25 protein-coding genes and 1 riboswitch are annotated in these 23,294 nt (G+C 72.4%); of the genes, 18 read left to right on the forward strand and 7 right to left on the reverse strand.

Features of this window, described 5'->3' with window-relative positions; translation table 11 throughout:
- Positions 1-135 precede the first annotated feature (135 nt).
- The gene (gene bcp, locus ACZ6I1_RS12050) at positions 136-603 is read right to left on the reverse strand and encodes a thioredoxin-dependent thiol peroxidase (RefSeq protein WP_469286061.1); all 468 of its coding nucleotides are present in this window, start codon (positions 601-603) and stop codon (positions 136-138) included.
- 112 nt (positions 604-715) lie between these two features.
- Here bcp and ACZ6I1_RS12055 point away from each other — a divergent pair, with 112 nt between their 5' ends.
- The 3 genes from ACZ6I1_RS12055 (at position 716) to ACZ6I1_RS12065 (ending at position 1,897) form a co-directional block, all read left to right on the forward strand.
- Positions 716-1,033 carry a DUF3618 domain-containing protein gene (locus tag ACZ6I1_RS12055; protein ID WP_469286063.1) on the forward strand — a complete coding sequence of 106 codons (318 nt, stop codon included), beginning with the start codon at positions 716-718 and terminating at the stop codon, positions 1,031-1,033.
- Between the two features lie 46 nt (positions 1,034-1,079).
- Positions 1,080-1,421, forward strand: a complete 342-nt coding sequence (locus ACZ6I1_RS12060; RefSeq protein WP_030239046.1) for a GroES family chaperonin — start codon at positions 1,080-1,082, stop codon at positions 1,419-1,421.
- Between the two features lie 55 nt (positions 1,422-1,476).
- A riboswitch (guanidine-III (ykkC-III) riboswitch) is annotated at positions 1,477-1,545 on the forward strand.
- A 31-nt stretch (positions 1,546-1,576) separates the two neighbouring features.
- Positions 1,577-1,897 (forward strand): DMT family transporter, encoded by a 321-nt coding sequence (locus tag ACZ6I1_RS12065; RefSeq protein WP_030026576.1) that lies wholly within the window; start codon positions 1,577-1,579, stop codon positions 1,895-1,897.
- 20 nt (positions 1,898-1,917) lie between these two features.
- On the opposite strand, the gene ACZ6I1_RS12070 is transcribed toward ACZ6I1_RS12065, so the two are convergent.
- Entirely contained in the window at positions 1,918-4,380 is a 2,463-nt protein-coding gene (locus ACZ6I1_RS12070) for a transglycosylase domain-containing protein (protein ID WP_469286065.1), read from the reverse strand.
- A 246-nt stretch (positions 4,381-4,626) separates the two neighbouring features.
- Here ACZ6I1_RS12070 and ACZ6I1_RS12075 point away from each other — a divergent pair, with 246 nt between their 5' ends.
- From ACZ6I1_RS12075 to ACZ6I1_RS12095, 5 genes are all read left to right on the forward strand, one after another.
- Complete coding sequence (locus ACZ6I1_RS12075; RefSeq protein WP_469286275.1) at positions 4,627-5,430, forward strand: ABC transporter permease; 804 nt, start codon at positions 4,627-4,629, stop codon at positions 5,428-5,430.
- A gap of 106 nt (positions 5,431-5,536) precedes the next feature.
- On the forward strand, positions 5,537-6,358 hold the full coding sequence (locus tag ACZ6I1_RS12080; RefSeq protein ID WP_469286277.1) for an ABC transporter permease: 822 nt from the start codon (positions 5,537-5,539) through the stop codon (positions 6,356-6,358).
- Positions 6,256-7,353, forward strand: a complete 1,098-nt coding sequence (locus ACZ6I1_RS12085) for an ABC transporter ATP-binding protein (protein ID WP_469286067.1) — start codon at positions 6,256-6,258, stop codon at positions 7,351-7,353. Before ACZ6I1_RS12080 ends, ACZ6I1_RS12085 begins: the two co-directional genes overlap by 103 nt.
- Before the next feature lie 121 nt (positions 7,354-7,474).
- On the forward strand, positions 7,475-8,131 hold the full coding sequence (locus ACZ6I1_RS12090) for a DUF1707 SHOCT-like domain-containing protein (protein WP_469286069.1): 657 nt from the start codon (positions 7,475-7,477) through the stop codon (positions 8,129-8,131).
- A 580-nt stretch (positions 8,132-8,711) separates the two neighbouring features.
- Complete coding sequence (locus ACZ6I1_RS12095) at positions 8,712-10,001, forward strand: DUF445 domain-containing protein (protein WP_469286071.1); 1,290 nt, start codon at positions 8,712-8,714, stop codon at positions 9,999-10,001.
- 101 nt (positions 10,002-10,102) lie between these two features.
- Here the strand turns inward: ACZ6I1_RS12095 and ACZ6I1_RS12100 are convergent, their stop codons facing one another.
- Positions 10,103-10,402, reverse strand: a complete 300-nt coding sequence (locus ACZ6I1_RS12100) for a hypothetical protein (RefSeq protein ID WP_362392311.1) — start codon at positions 10,400-10,402, stop codon at positions 10,103-10,105.
- A gap of 45 nt (positions 10,403-10,447) precedes the next feature.
- On the reverse strand, positions 10,448-10,627 hold the full coding sequence (locus ACZ6I1_RS12105) for a hypothetical protein (protein ID WP_469286073.1): 180 nt from the start codon (positions 10,625-10,627) through the stop codon (positions 10,448-10,450).
- A gap of 182 nt (positions 10,628-10,809) precedes the next feature.
- Between ACZ6I1_RS12105 and ACZ6I1_RS12110 the strand changes: the two genes are divergently transcribed.
- Genes ACZ6I1_RS12110 through ACZ6I1_RS12120 form a run of 3 tightly spaced genes read left to right on the forward strand, consistent with a single transcriptional unit; the run spans position 10,810 to position 13,474 of the window.
- Positions 10,810-11,346 (forward strand): GNAT family N-acetyltransferase, encoded by a 537-nt coding sequence (locus tag ACZ6I1_RS12110; protein WP_469286075.1) that lies wholly within the window; start codon positions 10,810-10,812, stop codon positions 11,344-11,346.
- A gap of 37 nt (positions 11,347-11,383) precedes the next feature.
- Positions 11,384-12,439 carry a hypothetical protein gene (locus tag ACZ6I1_RS12115; protein WP_469286077.1) on the forward strand — a complete coding sequence of 352 codons (1,056 nt, stop codon included), beginning with the start codon at positions 11,384-11,386 and terminating at the stop codon, positions 12,437-12,439.
- Between the two features lie 51 nt (positions 12,440-12,490).
- Complete coding sequence (locus ACZ6I1_RS12120; RefSeq protein ID WP_469286079.1) at positions 12,491-13,474, forward strand: YDG/SRA domain-containing protein; 984 nt, start codon at positions 12,491-12,493, stop codon at positions 13,472-13,474.
- A gap of 58 nt (positions 13,475-13,532) precedes the next feature.
- On the opposite strand, the gene ACZ6I1_RS12125 is transcribed toward ACZ6I1_RS12120, so the two are convergent.
- Entirely contained in the window at positions 13,533-14,540 is a 1,008-nt protein-coding gene (locus ACZ6I1_RS12125; RefSeq protein WP_469286081.1) for an SEC-C metal-binding domain-containing protein, read from the reverse strand.
- Between the two features lie 77 nt (positions 14,541-14,617).
- Between ACZ6I1_RS12125 and ACZ6I1_RS12130 the strand changes: the two genes are divergently transcribed.
- The 4 genes from ACZ6I1_RS12130 (at position 14,618) to ACZ6I1_RS12145 (ending at position 17,616) form a co-directional block, all read left to right on the forward strand.
- The gene (locus tag ACZ6I1_RS12130; RefSeq protein WP_469286083.1) at positions 14,618-15,403 is read left to right on the forward strand and encodes a class E sortase; all 786 of its coding nucleotides are present in this window, start codon (positions 14,618-14,620) and stop codon (positions 15,401-15,403) included.
- A 106-nt stretch (positions 15,404-15,509) separates the two neighbouring features.
- On the forward strand, positions 15,510-15,833 hold the full coding sequence (locus tag ACZ6I1_RS12135) for a DUF6412 domain-containing protein (protein ID WP_469286085.1): 324 nt from the start codon (positions 15,510-15,512) through the stop codon (positions 15,831-15,833).
- A gap of 148 nt (positions 15,834-15,981) precedes the next feature.
- On the forward strand, positions 15,982-16,635 hold the full coding sequence (locus ACZ6I1_RS12140; protein ID WP_469286088.1) for a YidC/Oxa1 family membrane protein insertase: 654 nt from the start codon (positions 15,982-15,984) through the stop codon (positions 16,633-16,635).
- A gap of 123 nt (positions 16,636-16,758) precedes the next feature.
- Positions 16,759-17,616, forward strand: coding sequence for a fumarylacetoacetate hydrolase family protein (locus tag ACZ6I1_RS12145; RefSeq protein WP_469286090.1), 858 nt, complete (start codon positions 16,759-16,761; stop codon positions 17,614-17,616).
- Between the two features lie 103 nt (positions 17,617-17,719).
- Here the strand turns inward: ACZ6I1_RS12145 and ACZ6I1_RS12150 are convergent, their stop codons facing one another.
- Both ACZ6I1_RS12150 and ACZ6I1_RS12155 read right to left on the reverse strand, forming a co-directional pair.
- A complete protein-coding gene (locus ACZ6I1_RS12150) occupies positions 17,720-18,961 on the reverse strand; it encodes an ALF repeat-containing protein (RefSeq protein ID WP_469286092.1) in 1,242 nt (413 codons plus the stop codon).
- A 101-nt stretch (positions 18,962-19,062) separates the two neighbouring features.
- A complete protein-coding gene (locus ACZ6I1_RS12155) occupies positions 19,063-20,169 on the reverse strand; it encodes a Gfo/Idh/MocA family protein (RefSeq protein WP_469286094.1) in 1,107 nt (368 codons plus the stop codon).
- A gap of 215 nt (positions 20,170-20,384) precedes the next feature.
- On the opposite strand from ACZ6I1_RS12155, the gene ACZ6I1_RS12160 reads away from it, so the two are divergent.
- The 3 genes from ACZ6I1_RS12160 to ACZ6I1_RS12170 all read left to right on the forward strand — a co-directional run bounded on the left by ACZ6I1_RS12160 (position 20,385) and on the right by ACZ6I1_RS12170 (position 23,206).
- On the forward strand, positions 20,385-21,431 hold the full coding sequence (locus ACZ6I1_RS12160) for an ROK family transcriptional regulator (protein WP_469286279.1): 1,047 nt from the start codon (positions 20,385-20,387) through the stop codon (positions 21,429-21,431).
- 166 nt (positions 21,432-21,597) lie between these two features.
- On the forward strand, positions 21,598-22,350 hold the full coding sequence (locus ACZ6I1_RS12165; protein WP_469286096.1) for a hypothetical protein: 753 nt from the start codon (positions 21,598-21,600) through the stop codon (positions 22,348-22,350).
- A gap of 91 nt (positions 22,351-22,441) precedes the next feature.
- The gene (locus tag ACZ6I1_RS12170; protein ID WP_469286098.1) at positions 22,442-23,206 is read left to right on the forward strand and encodes a GntR family transcriptional regulator; all 765 of its coding nucleotides are present in this window, start codon (positions 22,442-22,444) and stop codon (positions 23,204-23,206) included.
- Positions 23,207-23,294 lie beyond the last annotated feature (88 nt).

Genomic DNA, 23,294 nt, shown 5'->3' on the forward strand with positions numbered 1-23,294 from the left:
CGGTTGCTGGCGGAGGCCGCGGCAAGGGTGAGGTCCTCTGTGGTGAACGGAAGCTCGACGGTGGTTCGTTGCATGGCGTAAACGGAGCGGCCCGCACCAGTGGGGTGCGGGCCGCTCCGGCGGGGCAAGGGCGGGTCAGATGCCCAGGTCCTTGATGATCTTGGCTACGTGGCCCGTGGCCTTGACGTTGTAGAAGGCGTGCTCGACCTTGCCGTCCTCGTCCACGACCACCGTCGAACGGATGACGCCCGTCACCGTCTTGCCGTACAGCTTCTTCTCGCCGTACGCGCCGTAGGCGGTCAGGGTCTCCTTCTCGGGGTCACTGACCAGGGTGACCTTCAGGTCCTCCTTCTCGCGGAACTTCGCGAGCTTCTCCGGCTTGTCCGGGGAGACGCCGATGACGTCGTAGCCGGCCGTCGCCAGGACGTCCAGGTTGTCCGTGAAGTCGCAGGCCTGCTTGGTGCAGCCCGGCGTCATCGCGGTCGGGTAGAAGTAGACGATCACCTTGCGGCCCTTGTGGGCGGCCAGCGAGACCTCGTTGCCGTCCGCGTCGGACAGGGTGAAGGCGGGGGCGGTGTCGCCCGGCTGAAGTCGCTCGCTCATGTCGGCAGTCTCCTCACGAGGGGATCGGTATGGCACGAGACTAAGCTGCTGACAGACTGTTCATGGCGGACTACGCCCCCACAGACGACGACACGACGACGGAGGCAGCGCGGTGCCGGAAGCCAGGACCCCCGCACAGATCGAGGCGGACATCGTCCGCCGCCGGGAGCAGCTCGCCGAGACGCTCGACGAGATCGGCGTGCGCGTGCACCCGAAGACGATCATCGGGGACGCGAAGGCCAGGGTCGCCTCGACGGTCGACCACACCGCCGGGCGGGCCTTCGTCGCGGTGAACCGTCTCGTGACGGACGCGAAGGCCTCCCTGCGCCACGACGACGGCACCCCGCGCGTCGACCGGATCGTGCCCGCCGTGCTGCTGGCGGCCGGTGTGGTCGGGCTGCTGGTCGTCTCCGCACGGCGCAAGCGCTGATGACCCTGGGCAGCGCGGGTCCGGTGAGGGCAGGTAGGTTCGAGGCGTGAGCGAGAACACCACCCACGACAAGCTGCCCATCCGGATGCTGCACGACCGCGTGCTCGTGAAGTCCGACCTGCCGGAGGGCGAGCGCCGCTCCGGCGGCGGCATCCTCATTCCGGCGACGGCCGCGGTGGGCAAGCGGCTGGCCTGGGCGGAAGTGGTCGCGGTCGGACAGAACGTACGGAGCGTGGAGCCCGGCGACAGGGTGCTGTACGACCCCGAGGACCGGGCCGAGGTCGAGGTGCGGGGGGCGACGTACGTGCTCATGCGCGAGCGCGACCTGCACGCGGTGGCTGCCGAGCGGCTGGAGGGGTCGAAGGACTCGACCGGCCTCTACCTCTGATTCCTTTCCGAAGACTGCGGTACAGGGCTGGTGGCCGAGGTCACCAGCCCTTTTCGCTGCCCTTTGCTACGGTGGGGGAACCCCGACGAGACGCGCCGTACCGGGTACGACAAGACGACGCACCCCGTATCGCTCGATGTCTCGGAGGTGCCGTCATGGCATGGGTCCTGCTGCTGCTCGCCGGTCTGCTCGAGGTCGGCTGGTCGATCGGCATGAAGTTCACCGAAGGATTCACCCGGCTGTGGCCCAGTGTGTTCACGGGCGCCGGGATCGTCGCCAGCATGGTGTTGCTGTCCTATGCCGCGAAGACCCTGCCCATCGGTACCGCGTACGGAGTATGGGTGGGCATCGGAGCCGCCGGTGCGGCCGTGCTCGGTATGGCGGTGCTGGGTGAGCCCGTCACCGCCGCCCGGATCTTCTTCATCTGCCTGCTGCTGGTGGCGGTGGTGGGGCTGAAGGCCACCTCCGGCCACTAGGCCCCGTGCCGGGGCCGCGGCTATTCGAGGAACGCCGACGGGGGGCGCGTGCCTCCCGACGCGCCCGCGTCGGCGCCCTGGGCGGTGCCCGCGTCGGTGCCCCGCGTCGTGCCGGCCTGGGTGCCCGCGGAGGTGCCGCCCTGGTCGCCCTGGTCGCCCTGGGTGGTGCCTCCGTTGGTCTGGCCCCCTTGGGTCTGTCCTCCTTGGGTCTGGCCTCCGTTGGTCTGCCCGCCGTTGGTCTGGCCCCCCTGGGTCTGGCCGCCGTTGTTCTGTCCGCCCTGGTTCTGGCCGCCCGTCGGGTTCGGCGGGGTCGGGCGGGTGGGGCGGGCGGGGCCGGTCGGGGTGCGGTCGCCGGGGGTCGGCTCCTCCGGCGGGAACGGTTCGAAGCCGGGCTGCGACGGAGGCGGGGAGGCGCCGGGCTGGAGTTCCAGGTCGAAGTCGACGGGGTCGGTGCCCTCCAGGGCGGTCTTCGTGTACGCCGCCCAGATCCGGGCCGGGTAGCCGCCTCCGCCGATCCGTGGTTCCCCGAGGGCGTTGTACAGCGATTGCAGGGCGCCGGTGTCCGGGTCCTGGCCCATCATCGAGACCACCGTGACCAGGTCCGGGGTGTAGGCGGCGAACCAGGCGGAGCGATCGAGTTCGCCGGTCCCGGTCTTGCCGGCGGCCGGGTGGCCGGCGGCGAGGGCCGCTGTGCCGGTGCCGTTGTCGACGACGCTGACCAGCATGGACGTGGTGGTGTCGGCGGCCTCGCGGCTGATCGCCTGGGTGGCGGTGCGCTCGGGCAGGGCGATCGTGTCGTCCTCCTTGGTGATCTTCTCCAGGAAGGTGTAGGGCGTGCGGCGGCCGTGGTCCGCGAGGGTCGCGTACGCGTGTGTCATGTCCAGGACGCTGGCTTGCAGGGTTCCGAGCGCCATGGCGGGGACGGGATCGAAGTTCGGGGTGTTCTCGGGGATGCCGAGGGCGACGGCCGTCTCCTTGACCTTGAGGGTGCCGACGTCGACGGCCATCTGCGCGTACACGGCGTTGACGGAGAGGTCGGTGGCGGTGTTGACGGTGATGTTCCCGTACGAGACCTGGCCCTCGTTCTCCGGGGCGAAGCGGATCCGGCCGCCGACGACCGGGCGTTTGTTGTCGCCGTTGTAGACGGTGTGGGGGGTGATCCGGCGGCCGTCCTGGGTGCGGGAGTCGTTCTCGACGGCGGCGGCGAAGACGAACGGCTTGAAGGTGGAGGCGACCTGGTAGTCGTGCCGGGTCGCGTTGTTGACGTACTGCCTGGTGTAGTCGATGCCGCCGTACAGGGCGACCACCTTGCCGGTGGCCGGGTCGATGGAGACCCCGCCGGCGCGGACCACCCGGTCCGCGGCGCGCTTCTCCGGGTCGAGTTTGGCGACCATCTGGGTGTCGACGGCTTCGACGAAGGCGTTCTGGCGGCGCCTGTCGATGGTGGTGGTGATGTGGTAGCCGCCCTCGGCGAGGGTCTTGTCGTCGAGGATCTTGTTCTCGACGATGTAGTCCTTGACCGCCTCCACCAGGTATCCGCGCTGGCCGGACAGCCCCGCGGCCGCGCGCACCTTGCCCGGTTCGGGGAACTGGGTCGTGGCGCGTTCGGCGGCCGGCAGCCAGTCCTTCTTGACCATGCCGTCGAGTACGTAGTTCCAGCGGGCGAGGGCGCGGGGGCGGCCCTGGGGGTGCGAGACGACGTCGAAGGCGCTGGGGGAGTTGAGGAGGGTGGCCAGGTAGGCGCCCTCGGCGGTGGTGAGGGCGCCTACGTCCTTGCCGTAATAGGCCTGGGAGGCGGCCTGGATGCCGTAGGCGTTGCGGCCGAAGTAGCTGGTGTTCAGGTACCCCTCGAGGATGTAGTTCTTCGATTTCTCACGACCGAGTTTGATCGCGATGAAGAACTCCTTGACCTTTCGTTTGATCGTCTGTTCCTGGCCCAAGTAGTAGTTCTTGACGTACTGCTGGGTGATGGTCGAGCCGGACTGGGTGCCCTTGCCGGTCGCGGTGTTCCAGGCGGCGCGGAGCATCGCCTGCGGGTCCACCGCCCGTTCGGCGTAGAAGTTCCGGTCCTCGGCGGCCAGTACGGCCCGCTGTACGGTCAGCGGGACCTGTGAGAGCGGGACGTTGACGCGGTTGACCTCGCCGTCGCGGGCGAGCGGGGAGCCGTCGGAGTAGAGGTAGACGTTCGACTGGGCCGTCGCGGCGGCGTTGGCCGGCGGGATGTCCACGAGCAGGTACCCGGCGACGAGGGCGCCGCCGAGCAGCAGCGCGAACAGCAGGAGCAGGCCCAGGACCATCCGCCAGGTGGGCAGGAGGCGGCGCCAACCGGTCCGCCTGCGCCGGGACTTCATGCCGGCCGCCTTCCCGTCGGCGGTGCTGCCGGCCGTCCTGCGCGGTTCGGCGGCAGCCGCCGTCGCGGGCGGTCCGTCGGGCGTGTCCGGGTCGCGAGGGGTCCAGCCCGGGGGTCGTGACCGGTCGCTCATCTCCAGGACTCCTCGGCGCCGTGCGAAATATCCACTTCTGTACCTCATGGTGTCTACCCGATTGGCCGCCGATTCCGCTCCGGACGGGGTAAATCGGTCGCGTGGCTCGCCCCTCCGCACTAAGCTCGCGCGCTTTGGCCGACGTAGGAACGACAGGGGAAACGGAGGGATACGGTGCGTCAGAAAGTGCGGCCGGGCGACCGGCCGGGCGACCGGCCGGGCGTCCGGTCCGGGGCCCGGCACCGGGTGCCGCTCTACCTGGCCGTCGCGGCAGGCGGGTTCCGGCGCTACGCCACGTACGGGACGGCGACGGCGGCCGGGGTGTTCACCAACACCGTGTTCGGTTTCATCGTCGCGTACACGTACATCGCCCTGTGGGACGCGCGGCCCGGACTCGGCGGCTACGACCAGGCGCAGGCCCTGACCTTCGTATGGGTGAGCCAGTCGCTGCTCGCCGCCGGGGCGTTGATCGGGGGCGGGTTCCAGGAGACGTTCCAAGAGCGCGTCCGTACGGGTGACATCGCCGTCGACCTGTACCGGCCGGCCGACCTCCAGATGTGGTGGCTCGCGGCCGACCTGGGGCGGGCCGCCTTCCAGTTGGTGGGGCGCGGGGTCGTCCCGCTGGCGGCCGGGGCGCTGGCCTTCCAGCTGGCGCTGCCCGCCGATCCGGTGCGCTGGCTGCTGTTCCTGATCTCCGTCGTGCTGGGGCTGGTGGTGAGCTTCGGACTGCGCTACCTGCTCGGACTGGCCGCGTTCTGGCTGATGGACGGCTCCGGGATCAATCTGATGGCGCAGGTCGTCACCGTGTTCTTCTCCGGGGTGCTGCTGCCGCTGACCGTGTTCCCGGGCGGCTTCGGGGAGTTGGTCCGCAGCCTGCCGTGGGCGGCGATGCTCCAGGTTCCGATGGACGTGCTGCTGGGAAAGCACTCCGGCGCCGGGAGCGCCGCCGGAGCGCTGGGGTTCCAGGCCGCGTGGGCGTGCGTACTGCTGGGCGCGGGGCGGCTGTTGCAGTCGGCGGCGACGCGGAAGGTGGTGGTCCAGGGTGGCTGAGGCGGTACTGGAGCGGGATCCGGGGCCGGATCCGGATCCGGCCCCGGAAGCGGACGGCGGGCTCAGGCGGGAGCCGGTTGCGGAACGGGAGTCCGCCGGTGTGCTGATGCCCCGGCGCGGCCGGGCGCGGGAGGGCCTGCGCGGCTACGGGCTGATCGCGGGGATGTGGATCCGGTCGACGATGACGTACCGGACCTCCTTCTTCCTCTCGCTGTTCGGGAACGCGGCGATCCAGCTGCTCGACTTCGTGGGCATCTGGATCATGTTCCAGCACGTGGATGCGCTGGGCGGCTTCTCGCTGCCCGAGATCGCCCTGCTGTACGGGTCCTGCTCGGCCTCCCTGGGCCTGGCCGACCTGCTGCTCGGCAACACCGACCGGATCGGTGCCCGCGTGCGCGACGGCTCCCTCGACACCATGCTGGTGCGCCCGGTTCCGTTGCTCGCGCAGGTCGCGGCGGACCGGTTCGCGCTGCGCCGCCTGGGACGCATCGTGCAGGGGCTGGTGGTGCTGGGCTGGGCGGTGTCGGCGCTGGACGTGGACTGGTCGGCCGGGAAGGTGCTGCTGGTGCCCGTCATGATCGCGGCCGGGGCGGCGATCTTCGCGGCGGTGATGGTGGCCGGGGCCGCGTTCCAGTTCGTCGCCGGGGACGCGGCGGAGGTGCAGAACTCCTTCACGTACGGCGGGAACGCGATGCTCCAGTACCCGCCGACGATCTTCGCGAAGGACCTGCTGCGCGGGGTCACCTTCATCATCCCGCTGGCCTTCGTCAACTGGCTGCCCGCGCTGCACGTGCTGGGGCGGCCCGACCCGCTGGGCCTGCCGGGATGGGTCGCGTACCTGAGCCCGCTGGTGGCCTTCGCGGTGTTCCTGCCCGCGTCGCTGGCGTGGCGCGCGGGGGTCCGTTCGTATCGAAGCACGGGGAGCTAGGGGAGCCAGTGGTGTCGGATTCAGCTGTGCCGGATGTGTTGATCTCGCTGGAAGGGGTCGAGAAGGTCTTCGGCGTACGGCGCCGGGTGGGCCTGATGCGCCGGGAGAAACGCGAGGTCAGGGCGGTGGACGGGATCAGCTTCGCGGTGGCGCGGGGCGAGATGGTCGGGTACATCGGACCCAACGGCGCCGGGAAGTCGACCACGATCAAGATGCTGACCGGCATCCTCACGCCCAGCGGCGGCCGCCTGCGGGTCGCGGGGATCGACCCGGCGCGGGAGCGGATGCGGCTCGCGCACCGGATCGGGGTGGTGTTCGGGCAGCGCACGACGCTGTGGTGGGACCTGCCGCTGAAGGACTCGTACGGCCTGATGCGGCGGATGTACCGGATCCCGCGGGCGCGGTACGAGGAGAACCTCGAGCGCTGCGTGGAGCGGCTGGACCTGGCCGAGCTGCTGGACGTACCGGTGCGCCAGCTGTCGCTGGGGCAGCGGATGCGCGGGGACATCGCGGCGGCCCTGCTGCACGATCCGGACGTGCTGTACCTGGACGAGCCGACGATCGGGCTCGACGTGGTGAGCAAGGCGAAGGTGCGGGGCTTCCTGCGGCAGCTGAACGCGGAGCTCGGCACGACGGTGCTGCTGACCACGCACGACCTCCAGGACATCGAGCAACTGTGCGAGCGGGTGATGGTGATCGACCACGGGCGGCTGATGTACGACGGTCCGCTGGCCGGGCTGCACGCGGCGGGGTCGGTGGGGGAGAGCGAGCGGACGCTGGTGATCGACCTGGAGCGGGAACTCGGGCCGATCGAGGTGGCGGGCGCGCGGGTGGTGAAGGTGGACGGGCCGCGGCAGTGGCTGGCGTTCCCGGCGGGCGCCTCGGCCGCGCCGCTGGTCGCGGAGGTGGCGGCGCGGTATCCGCTGCTGGACCTGTCGGTGCGGGAACCGGACATCGAGGACGTGATCGCGCGGATGTACGCGGGGCGGGAGTAGCGGGGGGGGCGGGGACGGGCCGGGCGGGCCGGGCGGGCCGGGGGTAAATCAGGGGCAACCCGGAGTCGGACAGGGGTTCAAGCCGTACAACTCCCCGGGTTCCCTGCATAGTCTGGTCCGCATGAGTGACGAACGGCCGGAGAAGCCGTTGCCGGAGCTGAGGGCGTCGGATGCCGACCGGGACCGGGTGGTGGAGCGTCTGCGGGACGCCGTCGCCGAGGGCCGGCTCGACATGGAGGAATTCGAGGAGCGGCTGGAGGCGGCGTACAAGTCCCGTACGTACGCGGAACTGGAACCGCTGACCCGGGACCTGCCGGCGGCCGGGGGCGCGGCGCCGCTGACGGCGCCGGCGGCGGCCGCGGGTTCGTCCTGGCCGGCGCGGATCGGCGGCCGGGGGACATCGACGACCGCGATCGCCGTCATGTCGGGGTTCCAGCGCAAGGGGGTGTGGACCGTGCCCGCCCGCTTCGACGCGGTGGCGTTCTGGGGCGGCGGTGAGCTGGACCTGCGCGAGGCGAACTTCGCGGAGCGCGAGGTGGTGATCAACTGCTTCGCGATCATGGGCGGCATCCAGATCACGGTGCCGCCGGGCGTGGAGGTCGACGTACGGGGCATCGGCCTGATGGGCGCCTTCGACCAGCGCGACAGCCCGGGCCCGGTGGAACCGGGCGCTCCGCGCGTGGTCGTCACGGGCCTGGCCTTCTGGGGCGGCGTGGACATCAAGGTCAAGCCCCCGAAACGCCCGCCGTCGGGCCCGTCCCTGCAGAAGCGGCTGTAGGGGCGCCTGCGGCGCGCGGTCCGCGGTGGCAGGGCGGGGCGGGGCGGGGCAGGGCGGGGCGGGGCAGGGCCGGGGTGCGGAACGGAAGCCTGGCCGATGGGCCGCTCGCGCCCCGGCGCGGCTCGCTCGTACGGCGGGTCGTGGCAGCCGGGCGACGCAGCCGGGACGGCGGTCTGGACGAGGTCGGGACGGCGGGGGGTGCGGTCGTACCTGGTGGCCAGGCGTGGCACCGGGCGGGGCGGCCCACGCCGCGGCCGAGAGGCGAACCCGGACGGGCGGCCGGCGCGGGCGCTCGGGGACGGCCGCTGGCCCAGGCCCAGGCCCAGGCCCAGGCCCAGGCCCAGGCCCCCACCCCGCCACGGGACCAGGACCGGCGGCTGGACCGCCCCCCTCGCGGGAGCGAAACGGCGTGCCGGGAACTCCTCGCGCCTCCCAATAGTCGGATGCTATGCAGACAAAACCGGCGCGCCCCGGGGGAAGGCAGGACGACGTGGACCACCGCACCACCACAGGAGGTGCCGCCCCACCGCCACCGCCACCACGAGCGGCCGCGGCAACCGCCACGGCAACCGCAACGGCAATGGCAGCGGCCGCGTCCCGCGGCGCCTTCGTGTTCAGCGCCGCCGACGAGGAGCGCCGCCGCGGCGTCCGCCGGATGAAGACCACCGCGACCGGCCTGCTGGTCCTGGTCGCGCTGGTCTACGTACTGGCCAAGTACGCCCAGCACGCCTGGGGCGCCGGCGGCTGGGCCGGCTACGTCGCGGCCGCCGCCGAGGCCGGCATGGTCGGCGCGCTCGCGGACTGGTTCGCCGTCACCGCCCTGTTCCGGCGGCCCCTCGGCCTGCCCATCCCGCACACGGCGATCATCCCGACCAAGAAGGACCAGCTCGGCGTCACCCTCGGAGAGTTCGTCGGCGAGAACTTCCTCTCCGCCGACGTGGTCAGGGCCCGGCTCCACGCCCTCGGCATCGGCGGCCGCCTCGGCGCCTGGCTGGCCGAGCCCGCGCACGCCGACCGGGTCACCGCCGAGCTGGCCACTGCCCTGCGCGGAGCCCTGACCGTACTGCGCGACTCCGATGTGCAGGCCGTCGTGGGCGAGGCCATCACCCGGCGCGCCGAGACGGCCGAGATCGCGCCGGGCATCGGCAAGACCCTGGAGCGGGTCGTCGCCGACGGCGGTCACCACCGCGTCGTCGACCTCGTGTGCGTCAAGGCCCACGACTGGCTGGTCACGCACGGCGACTCGATCACGGACGCCGTCCAGGGCGGTGCGCCCGGCTGGACCCCGCGGTTCGTGGACCGCAAGGTGGGCGAGCGCGTCTACAAGGAGTTGCTCCGCTTCCTCACCGAGATGCGGGACATGCCCGAGCACCCGGCGCGCGGAGCGGTCGACCGCTTCCTGACGGACTTCGCGGCCGACCTGCAGGCGGACACGGACACCCGGGAGCGGGTCGAGCGGCTCAAGTCCGAGCTGCTGGCGCGCGGCGAGGTCCAGGACGTGATCGCCTCCACCTGGACCGCCGTCCGCTCGATGATCATCTCGGCGGCGGAGGACGAGCAGAGCGAGCTGCGGCTGAGGGTGCGTTCCTCGCTGATGTCCCTGGGGACGCGGCTGGCCACCGACGGTCGCCTCCAGCGGAAGGCGGAGGGCTGGCTGGAGGGCGCCGTCGTCTACGTCGTCACCACCTACCGGACCGAGATCACCTCGCTGATCACGGACACGGTGGCGGCCTGGGACGCCGAGCACACCTCCCGCAAGATCGAGGCGCACATCGGCCGGGACCTGCAGTTCATCCGTATCAACGGCACGGTGGTCGGCGCCCTGGCGGGCCTGCTCATCTACACGGTGTCGCGCGCGTTCGGGGCGTAGGCCGTTCGGCGCCGTCCCTCTGGTCAGCCCTGCTGGTCAGCCCCGCTGGTCAGCCGCGCTGGTCAGCCGGGCTCGTCAGCCGCGGTCGTCAGCCGCGGTCGTCAGCCGCGGTCGGCGACGGCCCAGGACGCGGCGGCCACGACCCCCGCGGCCCCGAACACGGCCGGCCACGCGCCGACCTTCTTCGCGAGCGGGTGCGCGCCCGCGAAGCCGGCCAGGTACAGCGCGCCGAGTCCGGCCGCCGCGGGCGCGCCGCCCCGGCGGTGCCACTCGCGTCCGGCGGCGAGCCCGGCCGCGCCGAGGACGACACCGCCCAGCGGCCGCTTCTTGGTCCACCGGGCGACGGCGTAGCCGCCGACCAATCCGGCGGCCGCCACCACGGAACTCGGTACCCGCGCCATGTCGAACTCCTCGGTCTCTCTTGCCGTATCGATGGTCCTACGAGGCTAACGCGGCGGCCCGGCCATCCGGCGGGCGCCCAGCACCCACACCACCACGACCACGGCTCCGCCGATCAGCGCGTCCGGCAGGGCGTCCCGTACGGCGCGCGGCAGCAGCGCCACGACGCCGAGGACGAGGAGGAAGGCGAGCGCGCACCGGCCGGCCGCCCGAAGCAGTCTGTCCACGGCTGCTCAACGCGGGCGCGGGGCCCGCCGACACGGAGGGCGGGGAGGGGATTTGTCGCACACTCGCCGGATCCGTGCGGTGTGTGCCTTCAGGAACCCGAAGGGCATAAATTCACTCTCCCCACCAAAGGGAAAAATCCCACCCCACCGCCTCACCCGCCTCACTCAGGAGCCAGGACATCGTGATCTGCTACGGACAGGCCGTCCTCGACCTCGCGGACGAACTGGTCGACGCCTATGCCGACGTCTTCTCCGGACCGCCCTGGAACGAGGACGAAGAAACCATTCGCCAGTTCGCCGCCCGCCTCCCGGTCGACGCCCGGCGCCCTGGATTCCGTACGGCCCTCGCCCAGTCCCCGGTCGGCATCGACGGCTTCGCCACCGGCTGGATCACCCCGGCCGCCTTCCCCAGGAACCGCGCGTACGCGCAGGTCCGCGACCAGCTCGGCCCGGACCGCGTGAAGGAGCTCCTGACCGGCGCCCTGGAGATAGACGAACTCGCCGTACGCCCCTACGCGCGCGGCCGCGGCACGGGCCGGGCCCTGCTCACCGAGATCACCGCCGACGCCCCGGACCGGCGCGCCTGGCTGCTGACCTCCCGCCTGGCCACCGACACCGTGGCCACGTACCGCCGCCTCGGCTGGCACGAGGTCCCGGCCCGCCCGGGCACGGAGACGGGCGTGATCGTCTTCCTCTCCCCGGACCACCCGAACCGCTGAGGGTGTCCGCCCCACCCCGGCGGGGCATACCCGCCGCATGATCACACCCCGCCTCACCCGGCAGTCCACCCGACCCCCGCGCCCACCCCACGACGGGGCCCAACCGGTACAACCCGGCCGGACGCCCGCACCCCGCCGCCAGCTCAACGTCGCCACGCGCCACCAGCTCACCGCGGCCGGCGTCGCCGGCGGCACGATCACCTCCCGGACCCGCCCCGGCGGGCCGTGGCAGCGCTTACTGCCCCGGGTCTACCTCCTCCAGACCGGACCCCCGGACCACCGCCAACGCGCCCTCGCCGCCGTCCTGTACGCCTCCGAACCCGCCGCGGACCCCCTGTCCGGCGACACGGCCGCCCTCACCGGCGGCGCCGCCCTCGCCCTCCTCGGCATCCGCGAGGCCCCGCAGACCCCCGCCGACGTCCTGATCCGCGCTCCGCGCAAGCTCACCGGCACCCCGGAGGTCCGCCCCCTCCCGACCTCCCGCTGGCCGCGCACGATCACGGTGCACGGCATCCCCAGCACGCGCCCGGTCCGCGCCGCAGCCGACTTCGCCTCCCGCACCCACGACCCCGACCACATCCGCTCGACCCTCGCCCACGTCGTCCAGGCCGGCTGGTGCCACCCCCACGACCTGCACGCCGAACTCCGCGCCGCCCGCCTCCTCACCCGCCCCGCGATCCGCGCCGCCGCCGGCGAACTCCTCGCCGGTGTCCGCTCGATCGCCGAGGCCCGGGCCCGCGACGTCCTGACGGCGACGGACCTCCCGACCCCCCTGTGGAACGCCCGCCTCTACACCCCGGACGGCACCTTCCTGGCCAGCCCGGACGCCTACTGGCCCGACGAGGGCGTGGCCCTGGAAATCGACTCGGTCGAGTACCACTACACACGCGACGCCTGGCACGCCACCCTCCGCCGCCGCCTCCGCCTGGAGTCCCACGGCATCCTGGTCATCAGCGCCACCCCCTCGATACTCCGCGACACCCCCCAACAAGTCCTGGCGGCCCTCCGCACCCTCCTCACCCTGGCCACCACCCGCCCCACCCCACCCACAGCCCACGCCCGCGGCCACCAACAGCTCCTGCTGCCCTTGTAGTTGCTGCTCAAAATCTGATCGGCCTTGATCGGCGGTGGCTATGCTGATGTGATGACAGTTGAGCGAATCATTGGGCACATTGATGGAATTGAGCCCGGTTCTGTGCTTCGGCGGCGGAGGGACGTCTTCGACGCGCGCCTCCACAGCGATCTCCAGCGGGGCATTTCCAAGCTCAAGGACTCCGATGGCGCAGTCGTGTCGGATGCAATCGTCCTCAATGGTGGATATCGCGACGATGATGATTCATGGCACGAGATCCGCTATACGGGCGCTTCTCCCGACGTGGACCGGGATCCGCAGACGAAGCGGCTCAAGGCAAGTCAGCGCTGGGACTATGCAGATAATGCTGCACTAAAGCTGAGCTATGATCGCGGGCATCCGATTCGGATCCTCCGTGGATACAAGGGTGACGAGCGCTACTCGCCGAGTGAGGGCTATCGCTACGACGGCCTGTACCGCATCACTCGGGCAGCCACAGCTATTTCTGCGACGCCGGGTCCGGAGGGTCAGTCGATCGAGATTTGTCAGTTCATCCTCGAGCGCTGCTCGGAACCTGAGCAGGAACTCACCGCGGTGGAGCGCGCCGTCGTTGAACTCTCCGATTTCAGTGACGAGGAGAAATTTCCACAGACGCGAACCGCGCAGGTCCAGCGGATGATTCGCGACACGGCGGCTGCCCGCCGGATCAAGGACCTGTACGACGGGCAGTGTCAGACCTGTGGCATAAGGCTGGTCGGCGCCAACTCCAAGCCGTATAGCCAAGGTGCGCACCTCAAGCCGTTGGCTGAACCTCACAGAGGGCCGGATGTCGAGCGCAACATCCTGTGTCTTTGCCCCAACTGCCATGTGCGATTGGACATCGGAGCCATATCGTTCGGAGCGGACTGGAGCGTGATCGAGCGTGTTCCTCAATCTGGTGCGCGCACGACGCTGCCTCGACTCCTGATGAAAAGGAGTCACGGTCTCCACCCCGTCTATGCCGCATATCAGCGTGACTGGTGGGACAATTTCTATTCAGGTCGCACCAGTCAGTAGCCCCAGTCCTGGCTCGGGTCAATTAACGCCCGCCGCCCCGCCCCCGCTCCTGTGCCGGTCAAGTATTCGATGTCGCCCCGTGGCACTCCGAGTAGGGCTTGCCCGACGTGCACCAGCAGGGGTTCGTAGGGGTGGGGGGCCAGGGGGTGGCTTTGCCGCGGGCGGCCAGGGTTGTGGCGTATTCCGCGAGGAGGGACGGGGAGGCCGGGGAGGTTTTTTCCGAGGCGGCGAAGGCCTCGTACGACGGGACGTTCCCCGTGACGATGCCGAGGTTCGTCGTGCCCGAGGCGGCGAGGGCGCGGAGGGAGGATTCCACCTGTGCCAGGTGGGCCTCGTGCGAGGGGTACTCCGCCGCGAGGGTGGGGTACGACGTGAGGAGTTCGGCCAGTTCCCGGGCGGGCCAGTGGAGGATCGCCACCGGGAAGGGGCGGGAGAGGGCGGCGCGGCGGTCGCCGAGTTCGGCGCGGAGGCGGGCGATCTCGGCGCGGAGTTCGGCCGGGTCGTCGGAGCCGAGGGCCCAGATGCGCTTCGGGTCGTGGAGTTCGTCCAGCGGGATCGGGCCGATGTGGCGGGTGTCGGCGACCATGTCCCAGTCGTCGTGGGGCAGGGCGAGGAGGCGGCGTACCCGGTGGCGGCCGGTCAGCAGGGCGGTGGTGGCCGGGGTGAGCGGGGCGTCCTCCGCGATCAGGAGGGTCGCCGCCTCCGAGAAGCAGTGGTGCGCGGCCTCCAACTCGTCGTGGGCCTCCAGCGTTTCCGCGATGACCTCCCACGGCGCCGGGTCCATGGGCGAGGCGGCGCGGATGCCCGAGATCAGGGCACGGGCCTCCGGTTCGTGGCCGTACTCCCAGAGGTTCGCCGCCTGCAGGGCCTTGACCAGGTGGGGGTTGGCCGGCGAGGCGGAGAGGAGCTGGTCGTACAGCGCGCTGGCGCGGTCCCGGGCGTCTGCCAACTCGAGGTGGGCAGCGGCCTGGAGGAGCAGCGGCTCCTGGTCCTCGGGATAGCGGGTCGCCGTGCGGATGAGGCGCTCGGCTTCGGCGATGTGCTCGGCAGGCGTGTCAGGGCGCATGGATCACACCGTACTGCTGCTGGTCAGTTGACGGGGGAGGACTTAAGGTGCCGCCCGTGCGGGATCACATACCTGTGGTGGTTCAGGGGAGCGGCCGGCGGGCGCGCCGGGCCGGTTTCGCAGGGGTGCTGTGGGCGGCCGCGGAGTTGACCGTCACGGTGGGGGTGGTGGTCCTGTTGCTGGTGGTGCACCAGGTGTGGTGGACCAACCGGCAGGCCGTCGCGGCCGCGCAGGAGCGGGTCAGGGCCCTGGAGAGCGACTGGGCGCGTATGACGCCGGACAGCCCTCCCGAGGAGTCCGCCGGTTCCGTGTCGCCTGCGCCGGTCGGCGCGGACGCGACCGGCGACGGTGACACAGAACCGGATACGTCGCCTGCGCCGGGGTCGTCCGCCCCCCGGGCACCTGCCGCCAAGCCTCCGGCCCGGGACCGGGCGTACGCCGTCCTGCGGATCCCCCGCCTCGGCCTCACCGTGCCCGTCGCGCAGGGCATCGACAAGCGGGCCGTGCTCGACAAGGGGTACGCGGGGCAGTACCCGGGGACGGCCGGGCCCGGGGAGCAGGGGAACTTCGCCCTGGCCGGGCACCGGAACACGCACGGGGAGCCGTTCCGGTACATCAACCGGCTGCGGGCGGGCGACGAACTGGTCGTCGAGGTGCGCGGGCGGCGGTTCACGTACGTGGTCGGGAAGGTGCTCGGTGAGACGACCGAGCGGGACGTGGGGGTCATCGCGTCCGTGCCGCGGAGCCTGGTGAAGCCGGACCACGGGTACAGCGAGCCCGGCGCGTACATCACGCTCACCACCTGCACGCCCGAGTACACGTCCACGTACCGGCTGGTGGTGTGGGGGACCCTCCGGTCCTGATCCGCCCCCGTCCCCGGCTCTTTGTCAGTGGGGGTGGTTAGTATCGGTGGGAAGACGCGGGTCTCGTACGGAGGTTCGCGCGGGGGAGTGGAAGGGGGAGGTCGGCATGGCTCGGCGCTTCTTCTTCTGCCTGTTCGCACCCCGGACCTCGTGGGCGGCTGCTCTGCTGCTGCTCGGGGGAGTCCTCGCGCTGTTCGCCGGGGAGGGTGGGCTGGGCGCGGTCGTCGTCGCTCTGGCCGCCACCGTTGCCGTGGGCTCCGAGGCCCTGGCCGCCGCCGCGCGTCTGGCGCGGCCCGTGCCGCCGCACCGCATACGCACCGCGATCCGTGATCGCGAGCAGCGCACGGCGTTCCTGCCGCAGCGCGATCCCGATGCCTCGGGCCGGTCGCGGCCCAGGGCGCCCGGCCGTGGGGTCCCGACGGCCGCGTAGGGGCGCGCAGCACCGCAGCTTCCGCAGTACCGCACCACTTCTCGCCTTCTGCTGAGCGATCACTGTCGTCGCCCCTCGCGGGTCGTCACGCCGAAATGCATCTCCCTGCATCTCTTTCGACGTCGACGAGACCCTTCGGAGGGCCCGCGTGTCCGTTTTCACCCACCTTGTTGCCGAGCTGGGCCGGCTTCTCGAGCCGGTACTGGCCGAGTCCGCGACCGCTGCCGCGATCGTGCTGTTCACCGTGCTCGTGCGGCTCGCCCTGCATCCGCTGAGCCGGGCCGCCTTCCGCGGCGCGACCCCGGCGGCGGGCTGCCTGCCGGTGCTGTTGCAGCTGCCGGTGTTCTTCCTGCTGTACCAGGCCTTCTCCTCGGGCGACGAACTGCTGGCGCACCGGCTGTTCGCCGCGCCGCTCGGCGCCCGGTGGACCGAGGCGCTGGGGGAGGGCGGCCTGCTCGGGGAACAGGGGCTGGTGTTCCTCGGGCTGTTCGCGGCGATCGGGGCCGTGGCCGCGTGGAGTGCGGTACGGGGCCGCCGGGCTGCCGCCGAGGCCGCGCTCGCCCCGGCCGGGTCCGGGTCCGGGTCCGGGGCCGGGGCCGCGGCTCCGGCCGGAGTGAGCGCCGAGCAGCGGGAGGTCCTGCGCAAGCTGGGCGGCGTACTGCCCCTGCTGTCCTTCGGGACGCTGATCACGGCCGCGGTGGTGCCGCTCGCCGCCGGGCTGTACCTGCTGACCACCACCGCCTGGTCGGTGGCGGAGCGCGCCTGGCTCCAGTCCCGCGGAGGCGGGCGTTCCAGTCTGTGAACAGGGTCTTGCGGATTGGCCGCAGTTCTTGGAGGATCGACCAATCCTCCGATGGCCGCAACCCATCGGCCGGCGCCTGGGCCCGCCCCTGCGCCGACCACCCACGACCACGGGAGAATGCCCATGAAGCTGCTGCGTGTCGGACCCGTCGGGTCGGAGCGCCCCGCGCTGCTCGACCAGGACGGCACCCTGCGTGACCTGTCCGGCCTGATCACGGATGTGGACGGCGCTCTCCTCGCGGAGGACTCCGTACTCTCCCGGGTGCGGGAGGCGGCGGAAGCGGGTGAGCTGCCGGTCCTGGACTCCGAAGGGCTGCGGATCGGCGCGCCGGTCGGCCGCATAGGCAAGATCGTGGGCATCGGGCTGAACTACTTCGGGCACGCGGCCGAGATCGGCGCGGAGCCGCCGGCCGAGCCGATCCTGTTCCTCAAGGCCGCGGACACCGTGGTCGGCCCGGACGACACCGTGCTGATCCCGCGCGGCAGCGTGAAGACCGACTGGGAGGCCGAGCTCGGCGTCGTCATCGGCAGCACCGCCCGCTACCTGGCCTCCGCCGAGGAGGGCCTCGCGCACGTCGGCGGGTACCTGCTGGTCAACGACGTCTCGGAGCGCGAGTTCCAGATCGAGCGCGGCGGCACCTGGGACAAGGGCAAGAACTGCGAGACCTTCACCCCGCTCGGCCCGTGGCTGGTCACCGCCGACGAGATCCCGGACCCGCAGGTCCTGGACGTGAAGCTGTGGGTCAACGGCGAGCTCAAGCAGGACGGCAACACCGCGGACCAGATCTTCCCGGTCGGCGAGGTCGTCCGGTACCTGAGCCAGTTCATGACCCTGTACCCGGGCGATGTCATCGTCACCGGTACGCCGGCCGGCGTGGCCATGGGCCAGCCGGAACCCAAGCCGTACCTGCGGGCCGGTGACGTCGTGGAGCTGGAGATCGCCGGCCTGGGCCGGCAGCGCCAGGAGTTCAAGGGCGCGTAACGCGCATACCGGTACACGCGAAGACGCGTACGCGCGGACACGCGGAAGGGGCGGGGCCGCCATCGCGAGCCCCGCCCCTTTCCCGTGCGGTGGGCGGTGCGGCTCAGCCCTCGGTCGACGTGCGGCGACGGCGGTTGGCGAGCACCAGGCCCGCGCCCGCCGCGAGCGCGGCGGCGCTGCCGCCCGCGAACCAGACGTTCTCCGCACCGGCGCCCGTGTTCGCGAGGGAGGCGGACCCGCCCGCCGCCGTCACGTTGCCGTTGCCGCCGGTGCCCTGGGCCGCGACCTGAGTCGTGCCGGTACCGGTGCCGGTCGTGCCCGTGCCCGCGGACCCGTCCTTCCCCTTGTCCTTCTCCTTGTCCTTCTTGTCCTGCTCCGCCTTGGCGGCGTCCTCCGCGGCCTTGTCCTTGGCGCGCGCCTCGTGCTGGCCGGTCGCGAGGAACGCGGCACGGTCCTCGGGCGTTCCCTTGAGGGCGGCGAGAGCGGCCTTCTTCAGCTCCGGGCCGGCGTGGTTCACCATCGACGAGATCAGGACGGTGTTGTCCTCGTCGCGCAGCTTGTGCTGCCCCGTCTTCACGAACTCGCGCAGCTCCGCGTTGGACGGGTGCCCGTTGAGGAGCGCGTTGATGGCCGCCTTCAGACCGGGGCCCGCGGTCTCGTACATACGCGCGAGCTCGACGCGGTCGTCACTCGCGCGGACGTTGTGCTGGTCGACCTCGATGAACTTGCGCACCTGCTCCGGGGTTCCGCTGCGCAGCAGCTTCTCGACGGCCTCGCGGATGCCGTTGCCCGCGCCGTTCAGCATGCGGAACAGCTCGACCTGGTCGTCCTCGTACCGGGCCTGGTGCTGCCCGACCGCGAGGAACTCCTTGAGCGCGGCGTGGGTTCCCGCCCGCAGGGCCTTCTCCGCCTCCCGCTTGACGGCGACGCCGCCGAGGCTGTGGATCCGGGAGACCCGTACCCGGTCGTCGGTGTACTGCTCCTGCTGCCAGACGACCTCCAGGAAGTGCCGCATGTCCGCGGCAGTCCCCTTGAGCGCCTTCTCGGCCGCCTCGCGCACGCCCGGCCCGCTCGCCGGGTCGGCCAGGATCGCCTGGATCGCGGCCCGGTCCTTCGCGGCCTGCGGGTCCTCGGCGGGCTTGTCCGCGGGCTTGTCCGCCGCCTTCTGCGCCGGGTCCGCCCCGACGGGCCGGCCCTCCGAGTCCTGGTCCGGCACGGTCGGGGCGGAGGGCGTGGACGGGGTGGAGGCCGACGGGGCGTCAGCGGCGAAGGCCGGCGAGGAGAGCAGGACGGCCGGGGCCATCGCGGCGGCGGCGACGACCGACGCGATCCGGGGCAGCTTCACAGATGATCCATTCTTCACACACGTGATGATCACGTTGATGGCAATCCGTGCAGGATAGATCGTTTGGCCGCCCGGGTTCGCCGATTTCCGTGAGCGCCGGCTCACAGCTCGACGGTCACTCCGTCCCGGGACGAGGTACGGGCCGCCTCCAGGACCTCCAGGCAGTGCGCGGCCTCGTACGCCGTGACCGGAGCGGGCCCGCCCTCGCGCAGGGCCGCCGCGACCGCCGCGTAGTACGCCGGGTAGTCGCCCGGGGCCGTCGGTACCGGGGTGCCGCCGCCGGTCAGCGGGGACTCCCCGGAACCGAGCCGGCCCCACAGGTGCTCGGGCTCCTCGCCCCACGGTGCGTCCGCGCCCGGGCGCAGCCCCTCGCGCAGGGCGCCCTCCTGCGGGTCGAGGCCGTACTTCACGTAGCCGGCCCGGGACCCCAGGACGCGGAAGCGCGGCCCGAGTTGGGCGGTGGTGGCGCTGACGTAGAGGTGGGAGCGGATGCCGTTCGCGTGCGTGAGGGCGATGAAGGTGTCGTCGTCGGTCTCGGCGCCCGGACGGCGCACGTCGGCTTCCGCGTAGACCCGTACCGCCGGGCCGAAGAGCACCAGCGCCTGGTCCACGACGTGACTGCCCAGGTCGTACAGCAGGCCGCCGATCTCCTCCGGGGCGCCCGACTCGCGCCAGCCGCCCTTGAGGTGGGGGCGCCAGCGCTCGAAGCGGGACTCGAAGCGCTGGACCTCGCCGAGTTCGCCGTCCGCGAGGAGCCGGCGGACGGTGAGGAAGTCGTTGTCCCAGCGGCGGTTCTGGAAGACGGACAGGAACGTGCCGGTCCGCTCGGCGAGGGCGGCGAGTTCGCGTGCCTCGGCGGCGGTGGCGGCGAGCGGCTTGTCCACGACCACGGGGATCCCCGCGGTCAGGGCCGCCGTGGCGAGCGGGACGTGGGTCCGGTTGGGGGAGGCGATCACGACGAGGCCGAGGGCCTCGGGGCCGCCCGCGCGCGCCCACAGCTCGTCGGGCGAGGCGGCGATCCGGACCTCGGGGAATGCGGCGCGGGCCTGCGCCTGCCGGGCCGGATCGGAGGTGACGACGGTGTCGAGGACGAGCCCGTCGGTGGCCGCCACGAGGGGGGCGTGGAAGACGGAACCGGCGAGTCCGTAGCCGATCAGGCCGACGCGGAGGGGGGCGGAGCGGGGGGTGGCGGGGGCGGTGACGTTCATGGGTGCCACTTTGGCAACAGTGTTGCCGAAGTGCAAGGAGGGTGGACAATGGCCGGGTGAACAGGGGAAACGGGGACGGGCACGGAGACTCGGACGGGCACGGCCACGGGGACGGGCGCGGGCACGGGGACGGGCACGGGCACGGCCACGGGCACGGGCACGGGCACCAGAACGGGCACGGCCATGGCCACGGGTACGCGTACGGGCGTGGCGGCGTGAACCTGCCCGCGCTGCGCGGCCACAACGAGGCGCTCCTGCTGGACCTGCTGCGCGGCGCCGGGCCGGCGGGACTCGGGCGTGCCGAACTCGCCGCCCGCGCCCGCCTCACCCCGCAGGCCGTCAGCAAGATCACGGCACGGCTGTGCGGGGAGGGGCTCGTCGCGGAGGCCGGCCGCGCCGTGTCCACCGGAGGCAAGCCGCGCACCCTGCTCCGGCTGGTGCCGCAGGCCCGGTACGCGGCCGGGGTGCACCTGGACCGCGACGAGCTGCGGGCGGTACGGGTGGACCTGGCCGGCACGGTCGTCGCCGAGAGCCGCGGCCCGCTGGACTTCGGGGCCGGTCCGGATGCGGTGGTGGAGGTCGTCGTACGGGCGCTCGCGCGGGTCGGTGACCCGGGCGGCCGGCCGTTGCTGGGGGTCGGCGTGGCCGCGCCGGGGCCGCTGGACCACCGGGCCGGGGTGATGGGCCGGGTCACGGGGTTCCCGCAGTGGGCGGGGTTTCCGCTACGGGAGGTGCTGGCAGGGCGGATGGGGATGCCGGTGCTGCTGGACAAGGACACGAACGCCGGCGCGGCCGCCGTTGCCCCCGGGGCCCGCGGCACCTCGGTGTACCTGCACGTCGGAACCGGGCTCGGGGCCGGGCTGCGGCTGGGCGGGGAGGTCTACCGGGGCGGGCGTTCGGGGGCGGGGGAGTTCGGACACCAGGTGCTCCGGCTGGACGGGCCGCCGTGCCGGTGCGGGGCGCGCGGGTGTGCGGAGGTCCTGTGCCTGGCGGCGGTGGCCCGGGGGGACCTTGCCGAGGCCGCGCGGATCGTGGGGGAGGGGGCGGCGAACCTGGTGGCGCTGCTGGATGTGGAGCGGGTGGTGCTGGGCGGGCGCGTGGTGGCCGGGGCGCCGGAGGTGTTCCTGGAGGGGGTCCGGCGGGCGATCGCGGTGCGGGGGCCCGGAGGCGGCGGGGCGGTGGAGGTGGCGCTGGCCGAGGCCGGGATCGCGGAGGGGGCCGCGGAGCTGGTGCTCGGACCGGTCTTCGGGCGGACGGGGTGAGGGCCCGGGGGGTTTTTGACTGTTTGCGCCGTTCGAGGGTAAAGCAGAGGGGCCCGGGCGTGGTGGGCCGGGTGGGGATCGGGGGCGTGGGAGGGTGCGGGCTGGGCGGGGTGATGGTCACCTCGTCCTACCATCGTTCCGTCCGGTGAGCAGCGAGGGGTCTTCCATGCGAGTGCGCACAGCCCTTGCCCTCGGCGCCGCCCTCTCCGCCGCCCTGGCCGCCACCACCGCATCCACCGCCGGTGCGGACATCGGTACCGGCAGCGGGGCGCGCCCGGCTCCCGCGCTGCCGTCCCGCGCGCAGGCCACCTGCGGGGACGGGAAGAGCACCGCCTTCCCCATCGGGGCACGGATCCGCGGCGGACCCGCCGTGTACCGCACTGGCGGCGGCCCGCAGACCTGGTACCTGGACCTGACGAACACCACCACATCCCTCTGCACGGACATCCACCCCGTGGTCGTCCTCACCGACAAGGCCCGCGCCCTGCGCCCCGCCCACCTGCGCATGGAGTTCGACACCCCGAGCGGCACCCTCCCCGTCAGCCTGGAGCGGACCGACCGCGACGAGATCATCGCCGTCTTCGACGGCGGGTCCGCCTTCCCCGGCTTCACCGTCGCCGCGGGCGGGTCGCTGACCGTCCGCGTCGGCCTCGCCTTCGCGGCCGACGCGCCCACCGGGGAGGTCCTCGCGGACGCCGCCCTCGTGCAGCGCAAGGGCGACGACGGCGACTGGGTGGGCGAGGCAGGGGGGTACCGGTTCTCCGTCGAGGGCCCGGAAGCCCCCCACGAGGCGGGCTCCCTCGCGCACACCGGGCCGCGCGAACGGGCGTACGGGGCGGGGGCCGGTGCCGTGGCCGCCCTCACCCTCGGCGGCGGACTCGTGATCGGGGCCCGGCGGCTGCGCGGCCCCGCCCGCTGACCTACGGCCCGCCGATCCGGCGTCTTCCCATCCCGCGTCCGCCGCTCCCGCCCGCCGATCTCCGTACACCCGGCCCGCATAGAGTCCCAGCGTGGAAGAACAGACCCCGCACCACCGTCCCGGCTCGCCCGTCCGCTCCGGCATCCCCGAGCACGGCCGCATCCCGAAGTACTACGCCGTCAAGGCCCGCATCGCCGAGCTCCTCGACGAGCTCGGCGAGGGCGGATCGCTGCCCACCGAGCGCGATCTCGCCGAGCGGTACGAGGTGTCCCGCGAGACCGTCCGCCAGGCCCTGCGCGAGCTGCTGCTGGAAGGCCGCCTGCGCCGCGCCGGCCGCGGGACCGTCGTCGCCGGCCCCAAGCTGGAGCAGCCGCTGTCCCTGGCGAGTTACACCGAGGGCGTCCGCCGTCAGGGCCGCCGGCCGGGCCGTCACCTGATCGGGCTGGAGCAGTTCCCGTGCCCGCCCGACCTCGCCCCCGGCATCGGCGCCGAGGCCGGGGAGCCGGTCTGGCACCTGGAGCGGGTCCTGCTGGCCGATGACGAGCGGGTCGGCCTGGAGAGCACCTACGTCCGGGTCTCCCGTGCTCCGCGGCTCGACACCGACTTCCCGCCGGACTCCTCCTTCTACGGATACCTCCGCGACCGGCTCGGCATCTCCTTCGGGGACGCCGACGAAAAGCTGGAGACGGTCCTCGCGACGCCCCGCGAAGCCCTGCTGATCGGCACCCCGCCCGCCCTCCCGATGCTGCTCATCCACCGCTTCTCGCGGGATCAGGACGGCCGGCCCCTGGAGCGGGTGCGTTCGCTCTACCGTGGCGACCGGTTCAGCTTCACGACCCGTCTGCGGCCCGAATAGCCCCGCCGGAACCACCCCTTACCCGACCCAAAAGGACGCACTCAGATCACAGAAAGATAACGGGTCTAGTCCAAGCTTGGGGGGCTGT

It is taken from the genome of Streptomyces sp. NPDC046303 (assembly GCF_055588085.1).